The organism is Flavobacterium frigidimaris (assembly GCF_002217275.1).
Lineage (GTDB): Bacteria > Bacteroidota > Bacteroidia > Flavobacteriales > Flavobacteriaceae > Flavobacterium > Flavobacterium aquidurense.
Window position 1 is genome coordinate 1 of the sequence record NZ_MUGV01000012.1, and the last position, 19,755, is coordinate 19,755.

At 33.5% G+C, this 19,755-nt stretch carries 18 protein-coding genes; 14 read left to right on the forward strand and 4 right to left on the reverse strand.

The annotated features are described in order from the left end of the window. The first annotated feature begins 361 nt into the window (after positions 1-361). A complete protein-coding gene (locus B0A65_RS05860) occupies positions 362-1,051 on the forward strand; it encodes an NUDIX hydrolase (RefSeq protein WP_074660034.1) in 690 nt (229 codons plus the stop codon). Positions 1,052-1,415: 364 nt separating this feature from the next. Here B0A65_RS05860 and B0A65_RS05865 read toward each other — a convergent pair whose 3' ends face one another. Then, a complete protein-coding gene (locus tag B0A65_RS05865; protein WP_074660035.1) occupies positions 1,416-2,414 on the reverse strand; it encodes a GntR family transcriptional regulator in 999 nt (332 codons plus the stop codon). A 101-nt stretch (positions 2,415-2,515) separates the two neighbouring features. Between B0A65_RS05865 and B0A65_RS05870 the strand changes: the two genes are divergently transcribed. The 4 genes from B0A65_RS05870 (at position 2,516) to B0A65_RS05885 (ending at position 7,820) form a co-directional block, all read left to right on the forward strand. Then, positions 2,516-3,571 (forward strand): aldose epimerase family protein, encoded by a 1,056-nt coding sequence (locus B0A65_RS05870; protein ID WP_074660036.1) that lies wholly within the window; start codon positions 2,516-2,518, stop codon positions 3,569-3,571. Positions 3,572-3,643: 72 nt separating this feature from the next. Next, positions 3,644-4,804, forward strand: a complete 1,161-nt coding sequence (gene galK / locus B0A65_RS05875) for a galactokinase (protein ID WP_074660037.1) — start codon at positions 3,644-3,646, stop codon at positions 4,802-4,804. Between the two features lie 18 nt (positions 4,805-4,822). After that, on the forward strand, positions 4,823-5,902 hold the full coding sequence (locus tag B0A65_RS05880; protein WP_074660038.1) for a UDP-glucose--hexose-1-phosphate uridylyltransferase: 1,080 nt from the start codon (positions 4,823-4,825) through the stop codon (positions 5,900-5,902). Positions 5,903-6,134: 232 nt separating this feature from the next. Continuing rightward, positions 6,135-7,820: a sodium/sugar symporter gene (locus tag B0A65_RS05885; RefSeq protein ID WP_074660039.1), complete on the forward strand. Its 1,686-nt coding sequence runs from the start codon at positions 6,135-6,137 to the stop codon at positions 7,818-7,820. 135 nt (positions 7,821-7,955) lie between these two features. Here B0A65_RS05885 and B0A65_RS05890 read toward each other — a convergent pair whose 3' ends face one another. The 3 genes from B0A65_RS05890 to B0A65_RS05900 all read right to left on the reverse strand — a co-directional run bounded on the left by B0A65_RS05890 (position 7,956) and on the right by B0A65_RS05900 (position 10,769). Then, positions 7,956-8,960 carry a type II TA system antitoxin MqsA family protein gene (locus B0A65_RS05890; RefSeq protein WP_074660040.1) on the reverse strand — a complete coding sequence of 335 codons (1,005 nt, stop codon included), beginning with the start codon at positions 8,958-8,960 and terminating at the stop codon, positions 7,956-7,958. Further along, positions 8,957-9,322 carry a type II toxin-antitoxin system MqsR family toxin gene (locus tag B0A65_RS05895; protein WP_074660290.1) on the reverse strand — a complete coding sequence of 122 codons (366 nt, stop codon included), beginning with the start codon at positions 9,320-9,322 and terminating at the stop codon, positions 8,957-8,959. Before B0A65_RS05895 ends, B0A65_RS05890 begins: the two co-directional genes overlap by 4 nt. 196 nt (positions 9,323-9,518) lie before the next feature. Then, the gene (locus B0A65_RS05900; protein ID WP_074660041.1) at positions 9,519-10,769 is read right to left on the reverse strand and encodes an NAD(P)/FAD-dependent oxidoreductase; all 1,251 of its coding nucleotides are present in this window, start codon (positions 10,767-10,769) and stop codon (positions 9,519-9,521) included. A gap of 101 nt (positions 10,770-10,870) precedes the next feature. On the opposite strand from B0A65_RS05900, the gene B0A65_RS05905 reads away from it, so the two are divergent. From B0A65_RS05905 to B0A65_RS05945, 9 genes are all read left to right on the forward strand, one after another. After that, the gene (locus B0A65_RS05905; protein ID WP_074660042.1) at positions 10,871-12,391 is read left to right on the forward strand and encodes an HAL/PAL/TAL family ammonia-lyase; all 1,521 of its coding nucleotides are present in this window, start codon (positions 10,871-10,873) and stop codon (positions 12,389-12,391) included. Between the two features lie 38 nt (positions 12,392-12,429). After that, on the forward strand, positions 12,430-13,656 hold the full coding sequence (locus B0A65_RS05910; RefSeq protein WP_074660043.1) for a WG repeat-containing protein: 1,227 nt from the start codon (positions 12,430-12,432) through the stop codon (positions 13,654-13,656). Between the two features lie 27 nt (positions 13,657-13,683). Next, on the forward strand, positions 13,684-14,415 hold the full coding sequence (gene fabG, locus B0A65_RS05915; RefSeq protein ID WP_074660044.1) for a 3-oxoacyl-ACP reductase FabG: 732 nt from the start codon (positions 13,684-13,686) through the stop codon (positions 14,413-14,415). Between the two features lie 347 nt (positions 14,416-14,762). Continuing rightward, positions 14,763-15,998, forward strand: coding sequence for a beta-ketoacyl-[acyl-carrier-protein] synthase family protein (locus B0A65_RS05920; protein WP_074660045.1), 1,236 nt, complete (start codon positions 14,763-14,765; stop codon positions 15,996-15,998). Further along, positions 15,991-16,245, forward strand: a complete 255-nt coding sequence (locus tag B0A65_RS05925) for an acyl carrier protein (RefSeq protein WP_026982485.1) — start codon at positions 15,991-15,993, stop codon at positions 16,243-16,245. The genes B0A65_RS05920 and B0A65_RS05925 overlap by 8 nt, the downstream gene beginning before the upstream one ends. After that, positions 16,245-17,126 (forward strand): LpxL/LpxP family acyltransferase, encoded by an 882-nt coding sequence (locus B0A65_RS05930; RefSeq protein ID WP_074660046.1) that lies wholly within the window; start codon positions 16,245-16,247, stop codon positions 17,124-17,126. Before B0A65_RS05925 ends, B0A65_RS05930 begins: the two co-directional genes overlap by 1 nt. A 144-nt stretch (positions 17,127-17,270) precedes the next feature. Then, positions 17,271-18,173, forward strand: coding sequence for an NADPH-dependent FMN reductase family protein (locus B0A65_RS05935; protein ID WP_074660291.1), 903 nt, complete (start codon positions 17,271-17,273; stop codon positions 18,171-18,173). A gap of 16 nt (positions 18,174-18,189) precedes the next feature. Beyond that, positions 18,190-19,323, forward strand: coding sequence for a beta-ketoacyl-ACP synthase III (locus B0A65_RS05940; RefSeq protein ID WP_074660047.1), 1,134 nt, complete (start codon positions 18,190-18,192; stop codon positions 19,321-19,323). After that, on the forward strand, positions 19,323-19,754 hold the full coding sequence (locus tag B0A65_RS05945) for a hypothetical protein (RefSeq protein ID WP_074660048.1): 432 nt from the start codon (positions 19,323-19,325) through the stop codon (positions 19,752-19,754). Before B0A65_RS05940 ends, B0A65_RS05945 begins: the two co-directional genes overlap by 1 nt. Position 19,755: the final 1 nt, after the last annotated feature.

Here is a 19,755-nt window from a genome sequence, read left to right on the forward strand (position 1 = left end):
AAATAAATTTACGAAACCGGTTGTTTTATTTGAAATAATGGATCTTTTACGAAAATTATTTGAGTAAAATATATCTTTTGTATTAAAAAGGAGATTTTTTAACAAAAAAAGCGGGGCGAAAAATTTCTTAAACCATTTAATTTTGAATTCTTTAAAAAGAAAAATAGTACTTTTGAAAAATAATATTTAACATGTTTTTTTTTGTTTCAAAAGAAATCTCATGAAAAAACAGCTATTGCATTTTTAAAAAGATTCTTTTTGATAATATCATGCATTAGTTAATTTTGCAAGTGTAAAAACTACATTAATAAATTATGAAACCTATTAGGAAGTTTATATATTTACCACTAAAATATTTAATATGCTAAACAGTTATAGCTCTGCCGATAAAGTTCTATTAGCAGTAGATTGTATCATTTTTGGATTCGACCATGAAGGTTTAAAAATACTTTTAATCAAAAGAGACTTTGAACCTGAAAAAGGAAAATGGTCTTTGATTGGAGGTTTTTTAAAACGTGATGAAGTACTTGATAACGCAGCCATCAGAATATTACATACCTATACCGGGTTACACGATATTTATATGGAGCAGTTATATGCATACAGCGAAATTGATCGTGACCCGGTTGAAAGAACTATTTCTGTATCCTATTATGCTTTAATTAATATTGAAAATCATAATACAGAACTTATTCAAAATTATCATGCACAATGGTTCAGTATAACCGATGCTCCTAATCTAATTTTTGACCACAACGAAATGGTAGATTTTGCCATTAGGAGATTACGCTATAGAACTTCAATAAAACCAATTGGATTTGAATTGTTGCCTGAAAAATTTACAATGCGTCAATTATTAGAATTGTATGAAGCCATTTTGAGCAAGGAATTAGACAAACGAAATTTTATCAGTAAAATTAATTCATTAGAAATTCTGAATAAATTAGATGAAAAAGACATGCAGTCATCCAGAAAAGGTTCTTATTTATATACCTTCAACAAAGAAAAATACGAAGAAAAATTACTAAATGATTTTGTACTGAACTTATAATCACACTAGTAAGCCACAGCTTAAAGGATTAAAATGACTTAAAAAAATCGGTATTACTCCTTTATTCTGTTGTTATTTTTTTTCCATTAAAAAACAAAAACCCTGAAAGCTACAACTTCAGGGTTTTTTTCTTCAATAAAACTAATTTTAAAAAACTTAACAAATTATTCTTTTTTATACTCCTACAAATTGAACAAAACAAATAATAAGTGTAAAATTTACATTTGCAAATGTAAGTAAAAAAATTAAACAAAAACAAAAAATTGCATTCTTATTTTTTTTACCAATAACTTATAAAATTAATAAACAAAAAGAGCTTTAATTGTGATATAGATGCGTTTTAAACAAAAATTAAACTTATACACTATAGTGAGTTTCGCATAATAAGGGCCGACTTATTTTCTATTTGCACATTGTTTCCTTTAATAACCATCTCGGCCAATATTTTACCCATCATTTCAAAATGGGTTGAAATAGTGCTAATTCCGTTTGCAACCACTTTTTTCAAAGGTGTTTCGTTATACGATATAATTCCAAAATCAGATCCTAACTTTAAATTCTGATTTCTTGCATTTTCAATTACACGAACCAGATCACGGTCATTCGGGATAATATATAAATCTCCTGAAGTGATTTCGCGATCGGTAAATTCGGTTATAATCTCAGACTCAAAATGATATTCGGAACAAAAAGCTTCAAAACCTAATTTCATTCCAAGCGGCTCTCTAAATCCCGGGAAAATTAAAATCAATTTCTTGTATTTGCTTACCCTGGCTTTTCCTTTTACTAAGCTTTCAAAAATGTCTTTTTCATGATTTTGATAAATCGCCGGGTATGATTTTAAATCTGGATTGGTCTGGTCCAAAATAATAACATCGTTCACTGGTAGGGTTTTTATCAAATTGACTATATCATTTAAATTGGTCGGCATGATAATGTATTTCGTATAATTTCCATTGCTGTCATTTATTAGTTTTTGAAAGACCTGAAAATTGAAATGATGAAAGAAAATATCGACCTGAACATTTTTTCCAATGTTTTTTAAAAATGAATTATAGATGTCTTCCTTAAAAATATTCAATTCATCAAAAAGCAAAAATATCTTCTGTTTTATAGCAATTCCGGTGCTTTTGACGTAATATCCTTTACCTGGAATGGCATAAATTATCCCTCTTTTCTTCAGCTCATCATAACCTAACAAAACAGTATCCCGTGATAAAGAAAAAGCCAGGCAAACTTTATTGACAGATGGAAGTCGGTCACCTTTTATCAATTGACCTTCTTCGATCGCTTTTTCAATTGAAAGAATAATCTGTTTATATTTTGGTAAACCAAGATTGCTCTGAATAGATATTATGTTCATGAAAATTGCTTTTTTAAGCAATATACAAAAAACTGGTAGGTACTGGTATGTAAACATAAAGAATGTTTCTATTTTTGGATTTCATTTTTGGTAAAAATAACATGGAAATAAAACACATATCGCAGTTTCAAGATCAGTCTGATTGCAAATTATTTGGTTTAATGCCTGATAACGAAGAAATTCATTCTTTTGAATTACGTAATAAAAACGGAATGAAAGTGCAGCTTATCAATTACGGCGCGACAGTTACTTCCTTAAAAGTTCCGGCATCAAACGGAAAACTGGTAGATGTTGTTTTAGGTTTTGATAATCTGGAATCTTATTTGTCTTCTTATAATTTACCAAGTGCGCCTTATTTCGGAACCACAATTGGCCGATATGCAGGAAGAATCAGTAAAGGAACTTTCACTTTAAATGATGAAACATTTCAGCTTGTTGGTAATAATAATGGCAATACTTTACACGGTGGCAATATAGGTTTTGGAAGAAGAGTGTGGAATGTAACTGATATTACCGGCGGAGAAAATCCATCCATAACTTTTGGGCTTTTAAGCGAAGATTCAGACGAAAATTTTCCTGGAGAACTGCACGTTTATCTTACTTATACTTTGACAGAGCAAAACGAATTAAAGCTGGATTATAAAGCAATTACCACAAAAGATACTGTTATAAACTTAACCCATCACAGTTATTTTAATCTTGACGGGCATGATACTGCAGTCTTAGATCAGCAAATGTATATCGATTCTTCTAAAATGTTAGAAACAGATGTTGAAGGTATTCCAACAGGAAAATTCACGGATCTTTCTAATCATAATTTCGATTTCAGAACTCCTAAAAATTGCCCTTCTTCTATTGACAATTCTTTTGTAATTGATTCAAAAGATAAGATTGCCGCTCAATTGCTCAGTGCGAAAAACAATCTGAAAATGGAAGTCTATACAGACCAGCCAAGTGTACATATATATGTAGGCGGAAATTGTTTTGATATTCTTTCGGGAAAAGAAAATACAAAATATCACGCAACAAGCGGAATTTGTTTTGAAACACAAAATTTTCCGGATGCACCAAATAAGGCACATTTCCCGAATTCTGTTTTGAAAAAAAACGAAGAGTATCGCCAGACAACAGTTTATAAATTTGATCGTATTAATTAATTATCTTAAAACATATTTTATCTGATTTTAATGATTTTCCATTTGAATCACAAGACAACACAATCACAAATAATGAATGACATTTTAATACAAACGACCTCAGCCTTTTTTGAGAAATCTTTCGGATCTGTTCCTCAAAAAATTGTGCTATCTCCGGGAAGAATTAATATTATTGGAGAACATATCGATTACAACGACGGTTATGTTTTACCGGCTGCTATTGATAAAGTAATTTGCTTTGCTTTTGAAAAAAGCAATACCAAAAAATCTAAAATAATCGCCATCGATTTAAAGGAAGAATTTGAACTTGATTTAACAGAATCGATTCAATTAAGTGATATCATTTGGACCAATTATATTCGTGGCGTTGTGAAGCAACTTCAGGACAATGGGTTTTCATTTGAAGGTTTCAATTGTGTTTTCAGCAGTAATATTCCGGTTGGTTCGGGATTGTCTTCTTCGGCAGCTTTAGAGTGCGGTCTTCTTTTTGGAATTAAGGAACTTTTCGATTTAAAAATTGAAAAAGTTGATATTGCGCTAATGGGACAAAAAGCAGAACATTGGGTTGGTATTAATTGTGGAATTATGGACCAGTTTTCGAGCGTGCACGGACTTGAAAACAAAGTGATAAAATTAGATTGTAATACCTTAGAATTTGAATATCACGATGCTGATTTCAAAGATTACTCCGTTATTTTATTTGATAGCAATGTAAAACATTCTCTTTTTACTTCTGAATATAATACAAGAAGATTAGAATGTGAGGAGGGTTTATCAATTATAAAAAATCATTTTCCGGAAGTAAAAAGTTTTAGAGATTGCACAGAAGAGCAACTTTTGAGTATTCAGGATCAATTTACTCCGATTGTTTTTAAGAGAGTTCATTTTGTCGTAAAGGAAATTAATCGTGTAATAAGAGCGTGTGAGGCGCTTGATAAAGGAAATATAAAACTTTTAGGACAATTGCTTTTTGAAACGCATTATGGTTTATCGCAGGAGTACGAAGTAAGTTGTGCTGAATTGGATATGCTTGTAGATACCGCAAAAGCTGACGAAGCGATCATTGGAGCCCGTGTAATGGGTGGCGGATTTGGAGGTTGTACCATAAATTTAGTTGAAAAAGGGCACGAAAATGAGGTTAAACGTAAATTTTCAAACCTTTATTTAGATACATTTGGAATTGAATTAAAATTCTATGATGTAAAAATATCCAACGGAACAACATTACTTTAATACCACAACTAGCATACAATGAAAAATTTTGACATTAACGAAGATCCTCACAGACGCTTCAATCCTTTACTTAACGAATGGGTATTAGTTTCACCTCATCGTGCAAAACGCCCGTGGCAGGGACAAAATGAAACAATCGCCACTGAAGCATTACCAAAATACGATTCAACTTGTTATTTATGTCCGGGGAATGTTCGCGCCAACGGAGTAAGTAATCCGAAATACGACAGCAGTTTTGTTTTTGAAAATGATTTTGCTGCCATGAAACAGGAAGAAATTATTTTTGAAGAAGACATTAAACATACCTTTTTTAAAGCTAAACCAGAACAGGGAATTTCGAGAGTGGTTTGTTTTTCACCAAGACACGATCTTACACTACCGGAAATGGATCTGGACGGAATTGAAAATATCATTAGAACCTGGCAAAAAGAATACACTGATTTAGGAAGCATAAAATACATTAATCACGTTCAGATTTTTGAAAATAAAGGAAGTGTTATGGGGTGTAGCAACCCGCATCCGCACGGACAAATCTGGGCACAATCATCATTACCAACTCAGGTCGAGAAAACACATCATAGCCTAAAATCCTATTTTGATAAAAACAAAAGAACGCTTCTTGAAGATTACCTTCAGGCCGAATTAAGATCAGGAAGTCGTATCGTAATCGAAAACGATGATTTTGTGGCTTTAGTTCCTTTCTGGGCAATCTGGCCTTATGAAACTATGATTTTGAGCAGAAGAGCAATCTCTAAAATTACCGATTTCACAGAGCAGGAAGTAAGCTCTTATGCCAAAATTTTAAAACAATTAACCATTAAGTACGATAATTTATTTAGTACTTCTTTCCCCTATTCATCAGGAATTCATCAGGCACCAACAGATGGCTTAGAACATCCTGAATGGCATTTTCATATGCATTTTTATCCGCCTTTGCTACGATCTGCTACAGTTAAAAAATTCATGGTTGGCTACGAAATGTTAGGCGAGTCGCAACGTGATATCACACCTGAAAAAAGTGCGGAAATTTTAAGACAACAGCCAGATGTGCATTATAAAAGTAAAGCAACAATAGGCGAAAAAGCTGAAGCTAAATAAAAATCTATTTAAATTTTAACATTATATCATATCCATAAATGTAAAAAACACATTTGTGCATGATGTAAATATAGATTTTTATTCTACTTTTGGCTTTCGTTCTTATTTTGACAAAATAATAACAGAAATAAAACACATATTGTATTTTTAGTCAGATAAAACCACAAAAAAGCTGATTTTATAATTTATTAAACAACCAATCACCTATACTAATTTTAAAATACTACTATCAATGAACCAGAACCTTGCTTTCGCAGATTATGCGGTTTTTATTATTTACTTTATCGTAGTTTCGGTCTACGGTTATACCGTTTACAGAAAACGTAAACAAGATGAACAAGATGCTAAAGCTTACTTTTTGGCTGAAGGAAATTTAACCTGGTGGGCTATTGGAGCTTCGTTAATTGCCTCAAACATTTCAGCTGAACAATTCATCGGAATGAGCGGTGAAGGTTTCTTTTTAGGAATCGCCGTTGCTGCATACGAATGGCTTGCTGCTGTTGCTCTTATTATTGTAGCGGTTTGGTTTATTCCTGTATATCTTAAAAATAAGATTTACACCATGCCTCAATTCTTAAAAACGCGTTACAACGAATCTACTGCTTTAATTATGGCGGTTTTCTGGTTGTTTTTATACGTTTTTGTAAACTTAACTTCTATTCTTTATTTAGGAGCGGTTGCTATTAATGGACTTGCTGGTGGACAATACCTTCACGTAATCATGGTTGGATTGGCTGTATTTGCTTTGTTTATCTCTTTAGGAGGTATGAAAGTTGTGGCCTATACTGACGTTATTCAGGTTGCGGTTTTAATTATTGGAGGACTTGTAACTTCGTATATTGCATTGGTAACTGTTGGAGAAAAGTTAGGAATAAGTAGTAGTGCAATCGAAGGATTTAAAGTCTTAATGAGAGAAGCTCCTGAGCATTTCAAAATGATTATCCCAAAACCAACGGCGAATTCATCTCAACTTGAAATCGACAAATATTTGACTTTCCCAGGTTTGATGTCTTACCTTGCCGGTATCTGGATCATCAACTTAAACTATTGGGGATGTAACCAATACATTACACAGAGAGCTTTAGGTGCCGACTTGCAAACTGCCCGTACAGGAATTTTATTTGCTGGTATGTTAAAATTATTAATGCCTTTAATCGTAATGCTTCCTGGTATCGCTGCATTTGTTTTATATGAAAACGGACACTTACCACAATTAGTTGGAGGAAAAGATGGAGCTTATTCTGCTGTATTGACATTCCTGCCAACCGGTTTAAAAGGACTTTCTGTAGCGGCTTTGACTGCGGCAATTGTAGCTTCATTGGCTGGAAAAGTAAACAGTATCTCGACTATTTATACTTTAGATATTCATAAAAAATACATCCAAAAAGAAGCGGGTGAAAAACAACAGGTAAACATTGGTAGAATTGCCGTTTTTGCTGCAATGCTTTTAGCGGTGTTATTTACATGGAATGATATTTTAGGAATTGGTGGTGTTGGTGGATTCACTTACATCCAAAAATATACAGGTTTCATTAGCCCTGGTGTATTTGCTATGTTCTTCCTTGGTATGTTCTGGAAAAGAACTACCGGAGCTGCTGCAATTGTGGGTGTAATTTTAGGATTTGTATTGTCCGTTTTATTCAATGAATATGCTCCAATGTTATTCGGAAATGAAACATTGTTATATACAGCTTATCCTAACGGAAAAGGTGCTTTCGAAATTCCTTTCCACATTTGTATGGGATTATCATTCTTCTTTACCATGTTAGCAATGATCGGAATCAGTTTCGCTGGTCCTAAAGTGAATCCAAAAGCGTTTGAAATTGACGCTGAAATGTTTAAAGTTAAACCACAAACTACAGTTTTAATTGTAATTACATTATTAGTAATTGTGGCTTTGTATGTTAAGTTCTGGTAGTATAATTTTTTTACTATATTATTTTTTGAAGACAAAAAGAGGATATCAAATTGATATCCTCTTTTTATTAATGACTATTTTTTCCTGAAAATAATCTATTGAAAATCCTTCTAAACGTGTCTAATTCATTATAATTTAGATATGAATTAAATCAAATCCATAATTGTAATTAATTTTATTTTTTCCCTTTTCATTTTCAATCCATGCTTTCTCTTTATGACTAATATCTTTAATTTGACTTGCATTACAATTTTTAAATTTCACAACAACTTCTTCCAATGATTCTAACTCAATTTCATTAAATAACTCAGAATTAAAACTTTTTAAAGGAGAAGGAATGAATTTCTCTCCAGTATAATCACCATAAAATTCAGTTTGTAAGTCAACAATTTTTTTATTTGTCATATAATCAAATATCCCGTTAAATCTCACAGGAACAGGACCATAATTATGTGCCATATATCTAGTGCCACTTATTGAGTATCCGGATTTTTTATAATTCCCAAAGTCTGCATAGAATAATAATTTATTCATCATAGTTACGGTTGGTAAAAGTTTTTCTGAAAAATATACAACCATTTCCGATAGTTTTTGAATATTTGGTTTTCGATACCCTGAAAAAACATCTGGAAGCATATTTTCAAAAAGCATGCTAACAAACTTGTTTTCATCATTTGTTTCTGATTCTAATTCTATTGCAGCGTCAATTTTTACTAATATTTTACTTTTTTCAAATTCTTCTAAATCTGTACTCCTCAAAACGAGATTTTTAAAAACGATAGAGTCATTAGAAATCGTTTGAATTAGATTAGCATTTGCCATACTTGGAACCTCCCCTTTTTCATAATTTCTATAGCTATTTGCTCCAAATCCCAATATCTGAGACATCTTATTTGCGGATAATCCATATTTTTCTCTAATACTCAGGATTTCATCTGCAAAAAGAATATTATGTTTATCTCTATATTGATTATAAACTTGATTTAAATTTAACTCGTCTATTTCTGTTGTTGTAAATGATTCTTGACTATCTTCACAATAATAACTCAAATGAAAATATTCAAACTCTTCTTTACGGAAAACCACACTATTTTTATTGGTTTGTAAGGTCATTTCCTTACCTGTAATTGGACTTTTCATAATTCTTCTATTTGATTTTTATAAGGAAATTTTATAGGATGATCTGCTTTATGAAATGAGATACAGATCGCATTGTTGGTACTTTTAGACAAAGTAAGCTTAATGTAAACTTCTTGAGTTTTTATTATTTTCCCGAAAATCCACAATTCTTTTCCATTAAATTGTGTTTCAGGCAGAGGACCTTCACTATAATCTTCAACTTCTAATTGAGTAATTATTTGTTTTCTTGAGTTAGCCGTGATGCCAATATCTGCTAAATCTTGTATACTATTTTTAGCTCTATCTACAAAAAATATATCCCATGTTTTTATTATTTGCTTAAGTTCCTGTAAAAAAGATGTGACAGTTGCTTTATGAGACATATTAATCATTTTAATAATCACCGCAAAATTACTCGTTTAAAACCAAAAAAACAATTTTAAAGTTGAATTTAACTACTAAATCAACAATTATACCACTTTAAAGTTAAACTTTATATATTTAGCCGAAATAGAAGGATATGCAAAAACTACAAAATAAACATTAAATCATTCGAATATATCACAAAAAAAGCCCTGATTATTCAGGGCTTTGTTCTTTTTGCATATTCAATAAATAGGCCATATTCTTAATAACATGATCATGTTTTTTCACAAAAGGGTTTTCTTCATTCCAAACATATCCAGCTAATACAGAACAAATTTTTTCTTTCACATCTGGATTTTCGGGCTGATGAAAAAACAAAGTCTGCAGGTTTCCGGTGTACCATTCTTTCACGTAAGTGGTAAAAACAGCAATTCCTTTTTTCATGTAAGCTGTGAATTCATTTTCCCAGTCTACTTCAATTCCCTGCGATTCTTTAATGTATAATTTTGCAGCCAGCATTCCCGATTCTGTTGCAAACGCAACTCCTGAAGAAAAAACCGGATCTAAAAATTCTGAGCTGTTTCCTGTCAAGGCAAAACCATCTCCATACATTCTTTTTACCGCTCTCGAATAATTTTCGAGTTTTACCGGTTCAAACAAAAACTCGGTTCCTTTAAATCTTTTGATATAATAATCGGATTGCTGAATCGCATTTCGCAACGCTTCAACATTATCTTTATTTTCTGAAAGCGAATTGATGAAATCCGTCGGACCCACAACCCCTAAACTGGTGTTTCCATTCGAAAACGGAATAACCCATAACCAAACTTCGGTTTCCAGAATGTCAAATGAAATTTGAGTTCCTTCCTCGCCTTCTGGTCTGTTTATATCTTTTACGTGGGTAAATATCGAAGAATGCGGATCTAATTTTGAAGGTGTATCCAAATCTAAAAGTCTTGGCAAAACGCGTCCGTATCCGCTGGAATCAATAATGAACTTGGCGTGAATTTCTTTTAAATTTCCGTCTTTGTCTTTTACAATGGTTTTCGAATTTTTTCCTTCAAAAGAAACCTCCAAAACCTCTGATTCAAATTCTAAGTCAATTCCTTTTCGAACAATTTCCTGTGCCATCGTATTGTCAAAATCTGCACGCGGTACCTGCCAGGTCCAGTCCCAGCCTTCTCCAAATTTCTGACTAAAATCGAAAACACAAATTTCTTCTCCTCTGATAAAGCGGGCGCCGAGTTTTTTCTCAAAATTCATTGCATCGAGACATTCAAAAAGTTCGGCTTCGGCAAAATGATCCATCACCCGCGGAATAAGGCTTTCGCCAACCACAAGCCTTGGGAATTTTGTTTTCTCCACCACTTTTATCTTTATATTATTTTTATGAAGATAAGACGCCGAAACGCATCCAGAAGGTCCTGCACCAATCACTAAAACATCAACAAACTCCTTTGTCATAATAAAAATGTTATCGATTATTAACTTACATTTGCCTTCATCAAAATAACTACATTTATTTTGATAAATAAAATTAAATTAGCATAATCAAAAACGATTTAATGAACACAATTAATGAATATTTAAGTTTAGCAGAATTCGAATCCATTATTTTTGGGAATAACAAAGTTGCAATTAGCGATGTAGTTTTAAATCGGGTAAACGAAAGCTTTAACTTTCTGAAAGAATTTTCAGGAAACAAAATAATATATGGTGTAAATACTGGTTTTGGACCAATGGCTCAATATCGTATTAAAGAGTCAGACCAAATTCAGTTGCAATATAATTTAATTAGAAGCCACTCTTCAGGAACCGGAAAACCATTAAGTCCGGTTTGTGCAAAAGCAGCAATTTTAGCTCGTTTGAATACGCTTTCCTTAGGGAATTCCGGTGTTCATCCTTCTGTCATCCACTTGATGGCTGAATTAATCAACAGAGATATTACACCTCTTATTTTTGAGCATGGTGGCGTTGGCGCGAGCGGCGATTTAGTACAATTATCACACTTGGCTTTAGTCTTAATTGGCGAAGGCGAAGTTTTTTATAAAGGAGAAAGAAGACCAACTCCGGAGGTTTTTGAAATTGAAGGTTTAAAACCAATTCAGGTAGAAATCAGAGAAGGTCTGGCTTTGATTAACGGAACTTCGGTTATGACCGGAATTGGCGTTGTCAATGTGCATCATGCTAATAAATTATTAGACTGGTCTTTAAAATGTTCTTGCGCCATCAATGAATTGGTTCAGGCGTATGACGATCATTTCTCTGCAGAATTAAACCAAACCAAACGTCATAAAGGGCAGCAGGAAGTAGCTTCAAGAATGAGAGAAAACCTTTCTGACAGTACTTTAATCCGTAAAAGAGAAGACCATTTATATTCTGGAGAAAACACTGAGGAAATCTTCAAAGAAAAAGTGCAGGAATATTATTCTTTAAGATGTGTACCTCAAATTTTAGGTCCGGTTTTAGAAACAATTAATAACGTTGCTTCTATTTTAGAAGACGAATTTAACTCGGCAAACGACAATCCAATTATCGACGTAAAAAACAAACACGTTTATCACGGGGGTAATTTTCACGGTGATTATATTTCACTGGAAATGGACAAATTAAAAATCGTTATTACCAAATTAACGATGCTGGCAGAACGTCAATTGAATTATTTACTGAATTCAAAAATCAACGAAATTCTTCCCCCATTTGTCAATTTAGGAACATTAGGATTTAATTTCGGAATGCAGGGTGTTCAGTTTACGGCAACCTCAACAACTGCCGAAAGCCAAATGTTATCCAACCCAATGTATGTTCACAGTATTCCGAACAACAACGACAATCAGGATATTGTAAGTATGGGAACAAACGCAGCCGTGATTACCTCAAAAGTAATCGAAAATGCATTTGAAGTTTTAAGTATCGAAATGATCACGATTGTTCAGGCAATTGATTATTTAAACCAAAAAAACAAAGTTTCATCAGTTACCAAAAAATGGTACGACGATGTTCGTAATATAATTCCGGAGTTTAAGGAAGATCAGGTAATGTATCCGTTTGTGCAACAAGTAAAAGATTATCTGATAAACAGCTAAATTTTAATTTTCACATTATTAATATTGAACCTTTAATCATGAAAAAAATACTTCTTTTTTTATTTGCATGCTGTATTCAATTTGTTAATAGTCAGGAACTGGCTTTAGTTAAAAAAAATTCTAAAATTGGATATATTTCCAAAAACGGAGATTTTAAAATTGAACCAAAATACAAATCAGCAAGAAGTTTTTCTGAAGGTCTTGCTGCAGCAGAAGAAAATGGAAAATGGGGATTCATAGATACAAAAGGAACTTTTACAATTCCGGCAACTTTTGATGATGCAAAAGATTTTAACAGCGGAATTGCCGTTGTTAAAAAAGGCAAGGACTGGGTTTATATTGATACAAAAGGAGAAATTCAAAAAGCACCTGCTTCTGAGAAATTATTTGATTTTAAAGATGGCGTTGCTTTTTTCAGACAAAATAATAAAGTTGGATTGATCAATCCAAAAATGACCGTTGTTCTGGAACCAAAATACGATCAGATTAAACCTTTTGAAAATGGTTTCGCGAGAGTTGAAAACAATAAAAAATGGGGAATTATCAATACGTCCGGAAAAGAACTTATTGAACCTGCTTATGATGAAATAGGTAATTATTTTAAAAATACAAGCTGGGCAAGAAAGGATAAAACTTTCGGAGTTGTAAGTGCCGGAAATTTTATTCCAGTTGACGGAGCAGAAAAAATCTGGGATTTTGAAACACAAGATTTGACTTTTGCCAAAAAGAACGGGAAAATTGGTTTTATTGATTTAAAAGGAAATTGGGTCATTACTCCAATATATGATAAAGCAAAAGCATTCTCAAAAAATTTAGCTCCAGTTTGCGTCGGTTCAAAATGGGGATATATCAACCCAAAAGCAGAATTTGTAATTGAACCAACTTACAACGATGCAGAAGTTTTCAGTTCAAACGGCTTGGCTCCTGTAAAAGAAAAGAACTGGGGATTTATCAATGAAACAGGAAAATTAGTTATCCCAACACAATACGGAATTACAGCAAACGGAATTATAGCCATGTTTGTACAGCAGGATAAAGGATTTATTGGTGGTGTGGCGAGAGTAAAAAATGAAGGAAAATGGGGTTTTCTTAACCCAGACGGAACTGTCATAAGCAATCAATGGTTTGAAAACGCTGAGCTATTTTCTCAAACAGAGAAAAAAGAGACAATTGAAGTTGCCGTAGAAAAGCCAAAACAAGAAATAAAACAGGCTAAACCTGCAACCAAAACCGCAGCTAAACCTGCAGTTAAAAAGAAGAAATAATATTTATCCCCCAATAAATAATAAAAAATGAAATGTGTATTAGTAACAGGCGGTTCGAGAGGAATTGGAAGTGCTATTTGTAAAAAATTAGCCGTCGAATCCAATTATCACATACTGATTAATTATCATTCGAATAAAACAGCTGCCGAAGCAACACTTCAGGAAATACAAAAATTAGGCGCAACCGGAGAAATCTTAGGTTTTGATGTTTCTAATTTTGAAGAAGTTCAAAGCATTTTAACAAAATGGCAGGAAGCCAATCCTGAGGCTCTGGTAGAAGCTATTGTAAATAACGCCGGAATTACAAAAGACGGTCTTTTTATGTGGATGACTCCCGAAGACTGGAACGGAGTAATAAACACAAGTATAAACGGATTTTTTAATGTGACACAGTTTTTCATCCAAAAAATGCTTCGCAATAAATATGGCAGAATTGTCAATATGGTTTCGGTTTCAGGCGTAAAAGGAACGGCCGGACAAACCAATTATTCTGCTGCAAAAGGCGCTATTGTTGCGGCAACCAAAGCATTGGCACAAGAAGTTGCCAAACGTAATATTACGGTTAACGCAGTTGCTCCTGGTTTTATCAGAACGGACATGACAAGCCAGCTGGATGAGAAAGAATTACTAAAGCTAATTCCGGTGAATCGTTTTGGCGAAGCCGAGGAAGTAGCAGATTTGGTAAGCTTTTTGATCTCTAAAAAATCAAGTTATATTACCGGCGAAATTATAAACATAAACGGAGGGATATATTCTTAAAAATAGTATTCTCCTTTTTAAGAGATTATTTTTTGTTTTTTTGTTTAACGCTGAAAATTGCTCGCAAAAATAAACAACTACGCGTTTGAAGTCCAGTTTTAGTTTTACGGACTAAAAGTCGGCAAGACTGAAAAGCTTGATAGTTAACCACAAATTGCCCAAATTCTCTCAAATTAATTCGTGGAAATTTGTGAAATTTGCGGTTAAAAAACTTTTTTAGAAGCTGAAAGCGAAATACATTAAAGTACATTGCGTTAAGCTATTTTAGAAGCCAATAAAGAATAATTAAAAAAAATTGAACGTGATTAAAATTACATCTAACGGATAAAAAATTACTTTAAAAGACAATGAATAAGAGAGTTGTAATTACTGGAATGGGAATTTATTCATGTATCGGAACTTCTTTAGATGAAGTAAAGGAATCTTTATACAACGGAAAATCGGGTATTCAGTTTGATGCTGATAGAAAAGAATTTGGTTTCCAATCGGCTTTAACGGGCGTTGTTCCTAAAGCAGATCTAAAAAATTTATTGACCCGAAGACAACGTATGAGCATTGGTGAAGAAACCGAATATGCTTATATGGCAACCATCGAAGCATTGAAAAATGCCAATATCGACGAAGCGTTTTTTGATGCCCGTGAAGTGGGCATCATGTACGGAAACGACAGTGTTTCTAAAGCCATTATTGATGCTACAGATATTGTTCGTGAGAAAAAAGACACTGCTTTAATAGGTTCCGGAGCCATTTTCAAATCGATGAATTCGACGGTTACGATGAATCTTTCGACAATTTTTAAACTTCGAGGCATCAATTTAACGGTAAGTGCAGCCTGCGCGAGCGGCTCACATTCTATTGGATTGGCCTATTTCTTAATAAAAAGCGGTTTTCAGGATATTATTATTACCGGTGGAGCTCAGGAAATCAACAAATATGCGATGAGTAGTTTTGATGGTTTGGGCGTTTTTTCAAACAGGGAAAACGAACCTGAAAAAGCGTCAAGACCTTTTGATGCTGACCGCGACGGATTGATTCCGTCAGGCGGAGGTGCTACTTTGATTTTGGAAAGTTACGAATCAGCCATTGCGAGGGGAGCCAATATTATTGCCGAAGTAGTAGGTTACGGATTCTCATCCAACGGAGGTCACATTTCGACTCCAAATGTTGAAGGCCCGTCTATAGCCATGCAACGAGCGCTTGACGACGCACAATTAAAAGCAACAGACATCGAATACATTAATGCGCATGCCACTTCAACTCCGGTTGGAGACGGAAATGAAGCCAAAGCGATCTTTGAAGTTTTTGGAGAAAAAAATCCATACGTAAGTTCCACTAAATCAATGACTGGCCACGAATGCTGGATGGCCGGAGCCAGTGAAGTGATTTATTCAATTTTGATGATGCAGCATGATTTCATTGCGCCGAACATCAATTTGGATAATCCTGATGAAGATGCTTCTAAATTAAATTTGGTCAAAACTACTTTAAACAAAAAATTTGACATATTTTTGTCCAATTCTTTCGGTTTCGGAGGAACCAACTCTGCGTTGGTGGTTAAAAAGTTTAAATTGAACAATGAATAAAGAAGAAATTATAACGAGAATTAATGGTTTTTTGGTTGATGAATTTGAAGTAGATAATGATGAAATTGAACCAGATGCTAATTTAAAAGATACACTTGGGTTGGATAGTTTGGATTATGTTGATTTAGTAGTTTCAATTGAATCTAACTTTGGTGTAAAACTAGTTGAAGCTGATTTTGTTGGAATTGCGACTTTTCAAAATTTTTACGACCTTATTGAAACCAAAATAAAAGCAAAAACTGCTTAATGAGTCAATGGGATGGCAAATCAAAAGGAACAGTTTTAGGCTATAGAATATTCGTTTTTTTGATACAAAAAGCGGGTGTCAAGTCTGCTTATGTCCTGCTTTATTTGGTTGCTTCTTATTACTTTTTATTTCTAAAAAAGAGCAATCGCGCTATTTTTTATTATTTTAAAGAAAGACTCCACTATTCCAATTTTCAAGCAAAAAAAATGGTTTTCAAAAGTTACTACACTTTTGGGCAGACTATTATTGACAAAATTTCGATTTCGGCAGGAATGCGAAACAAATTCACTTACGAGTTTGACGGAATAGAAACTCTAAAAAAACTTTTGGCCGAGAAAAAAGGCGGGGTTTTAATCAGTGCACATGTTGGAAATTTTGAAATTGCCGAACACTTTTTGGGCGATATCGATCTTGAATTTCAAATAAATTTGGTCACCACAGATTTAGAACATTCGGCTATTAAAAATTATCTGGAGAGTGTTACACAAAAACCTACCGTAAAATTCATCATCATCAAAGACGATCTGTCTCATATTTTTGAGATCAATGCTGCACTCGCTAACAACGAATTAGTTTGTTTTACCGGGGATCGTTATTTTGAAGGAACCAAATCACTTTCAACAGAAATTTTGGGCAAAGAAGCCAACTTCCCGGCTGGTCCTTTTTTGATTGCTTCACGATTAAAAGTACCCGTTGTTTTTGTTTACGTAATGAAAGAACCCAATCTGCATTATCATTTATACGCCCGAGAAGCAACCGTAAAACATCGCGACGAAAAAGGATTATTACAGGAATATGTAAAAAGCGTCGAAAGCATTCTGCAAAAATATCCTCTGCAATGGTTCAATTATTTCGATTTTTGGAATGATATAAAAAGCTAGTTTTTTCGCCACGAATTCACGAATTATCATAATTTGATTAAAAATAAATTCGTGAATTCGTGGCGAAAAAACATTCCATTAAACAAGAAAATTCGTTTAAATAAATTTACTTATTTTTGTTTGCAACCAAAGCTTCCTAATCAAATGAAAAATGTCCTCGTTATTTTTTATTCTCAATCCGGGCAACTAGAATCGATTGCGCGAAATATTGCAAAACCCTTTTTAAACTCAGAGGAAATAAAAGTAACTTTTCACGAAATTGAGTTAGAAAAACCTTTTCCTTTTCCGTGGAATAAAACCACTTTTTTTGATGCTTTTCCAGAATCATTTTTACAAATTCCGACAGCCTTAAAACCGGTTGCTGAGGAAATTCTGAATACAAAATACGATCTTGTGCTGCTGCATTATCAGGTTTGGTATTTATCGCCATCCATCCCGATGAACTCTTTTTTGAAAAGTCCCGAAGCCAAAACTATTCTGAGCAACACGCCTGTCGTTACCATAAACGGATCCCGAAATATGTGGATTATGGCGCAGGAAAAAGTCAAAGTTTTATTGCGTGATGTAAATGCAAAATTGGTTGGAAATGTAGCTTTGGTCGATCGCGTTGGAAATTTAATCAGCGTGATTACGATTGTAAACTGGATGTTTTCAGGAGTAAAGAAAAAATATTTAGGCTTTTTTCCACTGCCTGGAGTTTCTGACAAAGACATTCAGGAATCGGATAAATTTGGAGGAGTAATACTTGCTCAATTCAATCAAAACAATTTAGACGATTTACAACCAAAATTAGCCGAAATTGGAGCTGTAAAAATCAGTTCATATTTAGTTACGGTAGATAAAACAGCGAACAAAATCTTTAATAAATGGTCTAATATCATTCATAAAAATCAAAAAAACAGAAAAACGCTTCTTAAAATATTTTATGTTTATTTATTCTTAGCTATATGGCTAATCTCGCCAATAGTCTATATATTGCATCTTATTACCTATCCATTTAAGTTCAAAAAAATAAAAAAGGAAACTCAATATTATCAGGGAGTTTAGAAGAGGAAATTAAATTATGTTTGACGTATATATTACCAAAGCCGCAAAATATTTACCCAACGAAGCTGTTTCAAACGATGAAATGGAAAACTATTTGGGACTTATAAATGATACTGCCTCAAAAGCAAGACGTATTATTTTGCGTAATAATAAAATTACAAGCCGCTATTACGCTGTCGACAAAGAAGGTAAAAGCACACACAGCAATGCCGAATTGACGCGGAATGCGGTTGTGCAATTATTTGATGAAAAATTCTCAGATCAGGATTTAGAAGTACTTTCCTGTGGAACTTCATCGCCAGATGTTTTTGCGCCGTCACACGCCGCAATGGTTCACGGTTTGCTAAAAAATAAATCGGTAGAATTGAATTCTTCGACTGGAATCTGTTGTTCTGGAATGAACGCCCTGAAATATGGCTTTCTTTCAGTTCGATCTGGAAATTCTAAAAATGCCATCTGTACAGGATCTGAAAAAGTTTCAACCTGGCTTTCGGCACAAAAATACAATCACGAAATCATCAACTTAAAAAATCTGGAAGCGCAGCCTATTATCGCTTTCAAAAAAGATTTTTTACGTTGGATGTTATCTGACGGAGCCGGTGCTTTTTTATTAGAAAATAAACCAAGCGGAGACATTTCTCTAAAAATCGAATGGATGGAATCCTATTCTTATGCCTTCGAATTAGAAACTTGTATGTACGCTGGTGGAGATAAATTAGAAAACGGCGAAATCAAACCGTGGAGTGATTACAAACCAGATGAGTGGTTGAACGAATCTGTTTTTGCTGTGAAACAGGATGTGAAATTACTGGACGAATTCATCTTGCCAAAAGGTGTTGAAAGTATGAGCGAAGCTATGGCAAAGCACAATGTTACAGCAGAAGAGGTTGATTATTTTTTACCACACGTTTCGTCTAACTTTTTTGTTGAAGGATTGAAAAATGGCTTAAATGAAAAAGGAATTGTAATTACTGATGAAAAATGGTTTATGAACCTTTTGAGAGTTGGAAATGTGGGATCAGCTTCGATTTATATTGCGCTTGAAGAATTAATGTATTCAGGAAAATTAAAAAAAGGAGACCGCATTTTATTGTCTGTTCCTGAAAGTGGAAGATTCTCATTTGCGTATGCCTATTTAACGGTTTGCTAATGGAAACTACTATACTTTTAGAAAAAGAAGCGGTTGGGAATTTAGTACCACAAAAGTTTCCTTTTGTAATGGTAGATCGACTATTTTCTTATTCTGAAACCTCATTGGTTGCAGGGTTGAGAATTCAGGATGACAATATTTTTTTAGAAGAAAATACTTTTCTTGAAGCAGGTTTAATCGAACATATGGCGCAGTCTGTGGCTTTGCACACCGGTTATCAGTTTTTTTTGAAAAACGAAATTGCACCAACAGGTTACATCGGTTCTATTAAAGATATCGAAATTAAAAAACTGCCACAAATCGACGATACGATTCAATCGACCATAACGATTTTACAGGAATTTGGCGGCATCACTTTGGTTGATATTGTGACTTTTTTGAATAATGAAGAAATTGCAAGCGGACAAATGAAAACCGTTTTAGCCAAATAAT

Excerpts from the sequence above, each read along its gene's own strand:
- B0A65_RS05860 (WP_074660034.1), top strand. The coding sequence starts at position 362 with ATGCTAAACAGTTATAGCTCTGCCGATAAAGTTCTATTAGCAGTAGAT.
- B0A65_RS05865 (WP_074660035.1), bottom strand. The coding sequence starts at position 2,414 with ATGAACATAATATCTATTCAGAGCAATCTTGGTTTACCAAAATATAAA.
- B0A65_RS05870 (WP_074660036.1), top strand. The coding sequence starts at position 2,516 with ATGGAAATAAAACACATATCGCAGTTTCAAGATCAGTCTGATTGCAAA.
- galK (WP_074660037.1), top strand. The coding sequence starts at position 3,644 with ATGAATGACATTTTAATACAAACGACCTCAGCCTTTTTTGAGAAATCT.
- B0A65_RS05880 (WP_074660038.1), top strand. The coding sequence starts at position 4,823 with ATGAAAAATTTTGACATTAACGAAGATCCTCACAGACGCTTCAATCCT.
- B0A65_RS05885 (WP_074660039.1), top strand. The coding sequence starts at position 6,135 with ATGAACCAGAACCTTGCTTTCGCAGATTATGCGGTTTTTATTATTTAC.
- B0A65_RS05890 (WP_074660040.1), bottom strand. The coding sequence starts at position 8,960 with ATGAAAAGTCCAATTACAGGTAAGGAAATGACCTTACAAACCAATAAA.
- B0A65_RS05895 (WP_074660290.1), bottom strand. The coding sequence starts at position 9,322 with ATGTCTCATAAAGCAACTGTCACATCTTTTTTACAGGAACTTAAGCAA.
- B0A65_RS05900 (WP_074660041.1), bottom strand. The coding sequence starts at position 10,769 with ATGACAAAGGAGTTTGTTGATGTTTTAGTGATTGGTGCAGGACCTTCT.
- B0A65_RS05905 (WP_074660042.1), top strand. The coding sequence starts at position 10,871 with ATGAACACAATTAATGAATATTTAAGTTTAGCAGAATTCGAATCCATT.
- B0A65_RS05910 (WP_074660043.1), top strand. The coding sequence starts at position 12,430 with ATGAAAAAAATACTTCTTTTTTTATTTGCATGCTGTATTCAATTTGTT.
- fabG (WP_074660044.1), top strand. The coding sequence starts at position 13,684 with ATGAAATGTGTATTAGTAACAGGCGGTTCGAGAGGAATTGGAAGTGCT.
- B0A65_RS05920 (WP_074660045.1), top strand. The coding sequence starts at position 14,763 with ATGAATAAGAGAGTTGTAATTACTGGAATGGGAATTTATTCATGTATC.
- B0A65_RS05925 (WP_026982485.1), top strand. The coding sequence starts at position 15,991 with ATGAATAAAGAAGAAATTATAACGAGAATTAATGGTTTTTTGGTTGAT.
- B0A65_RS05930 (WP_074660046.1), top strand. The coding sequence starts at position 16,245 with ATGAGTCAATGGGATGGCAAATCAAAAGGAACAGTTTTAGGCTATAGA.
- B0A65_RS05935 (WP_074660291.1), top strand. The coding sequence starts at position 17,271 with ATGAAAAATGTCCTCGTTATTTTTTATTCTCAATCCGGGCAACTAGAA.
- B0A65_RS05940 (WP_074660047.1), top strand. The coding sequence starts at position 18,190 with ATGTTTGACGTATATATTACCAAAGCCGCAAAATATTTACCCAACGAA.
- B0A65_RS05945 (WP_074660048.1), top strand. The coding sequence starts at position 19,323 with ATGGAAACTACTATACTTTTAGAAAAAGAAGCGGTTGGGAATTTAGTA.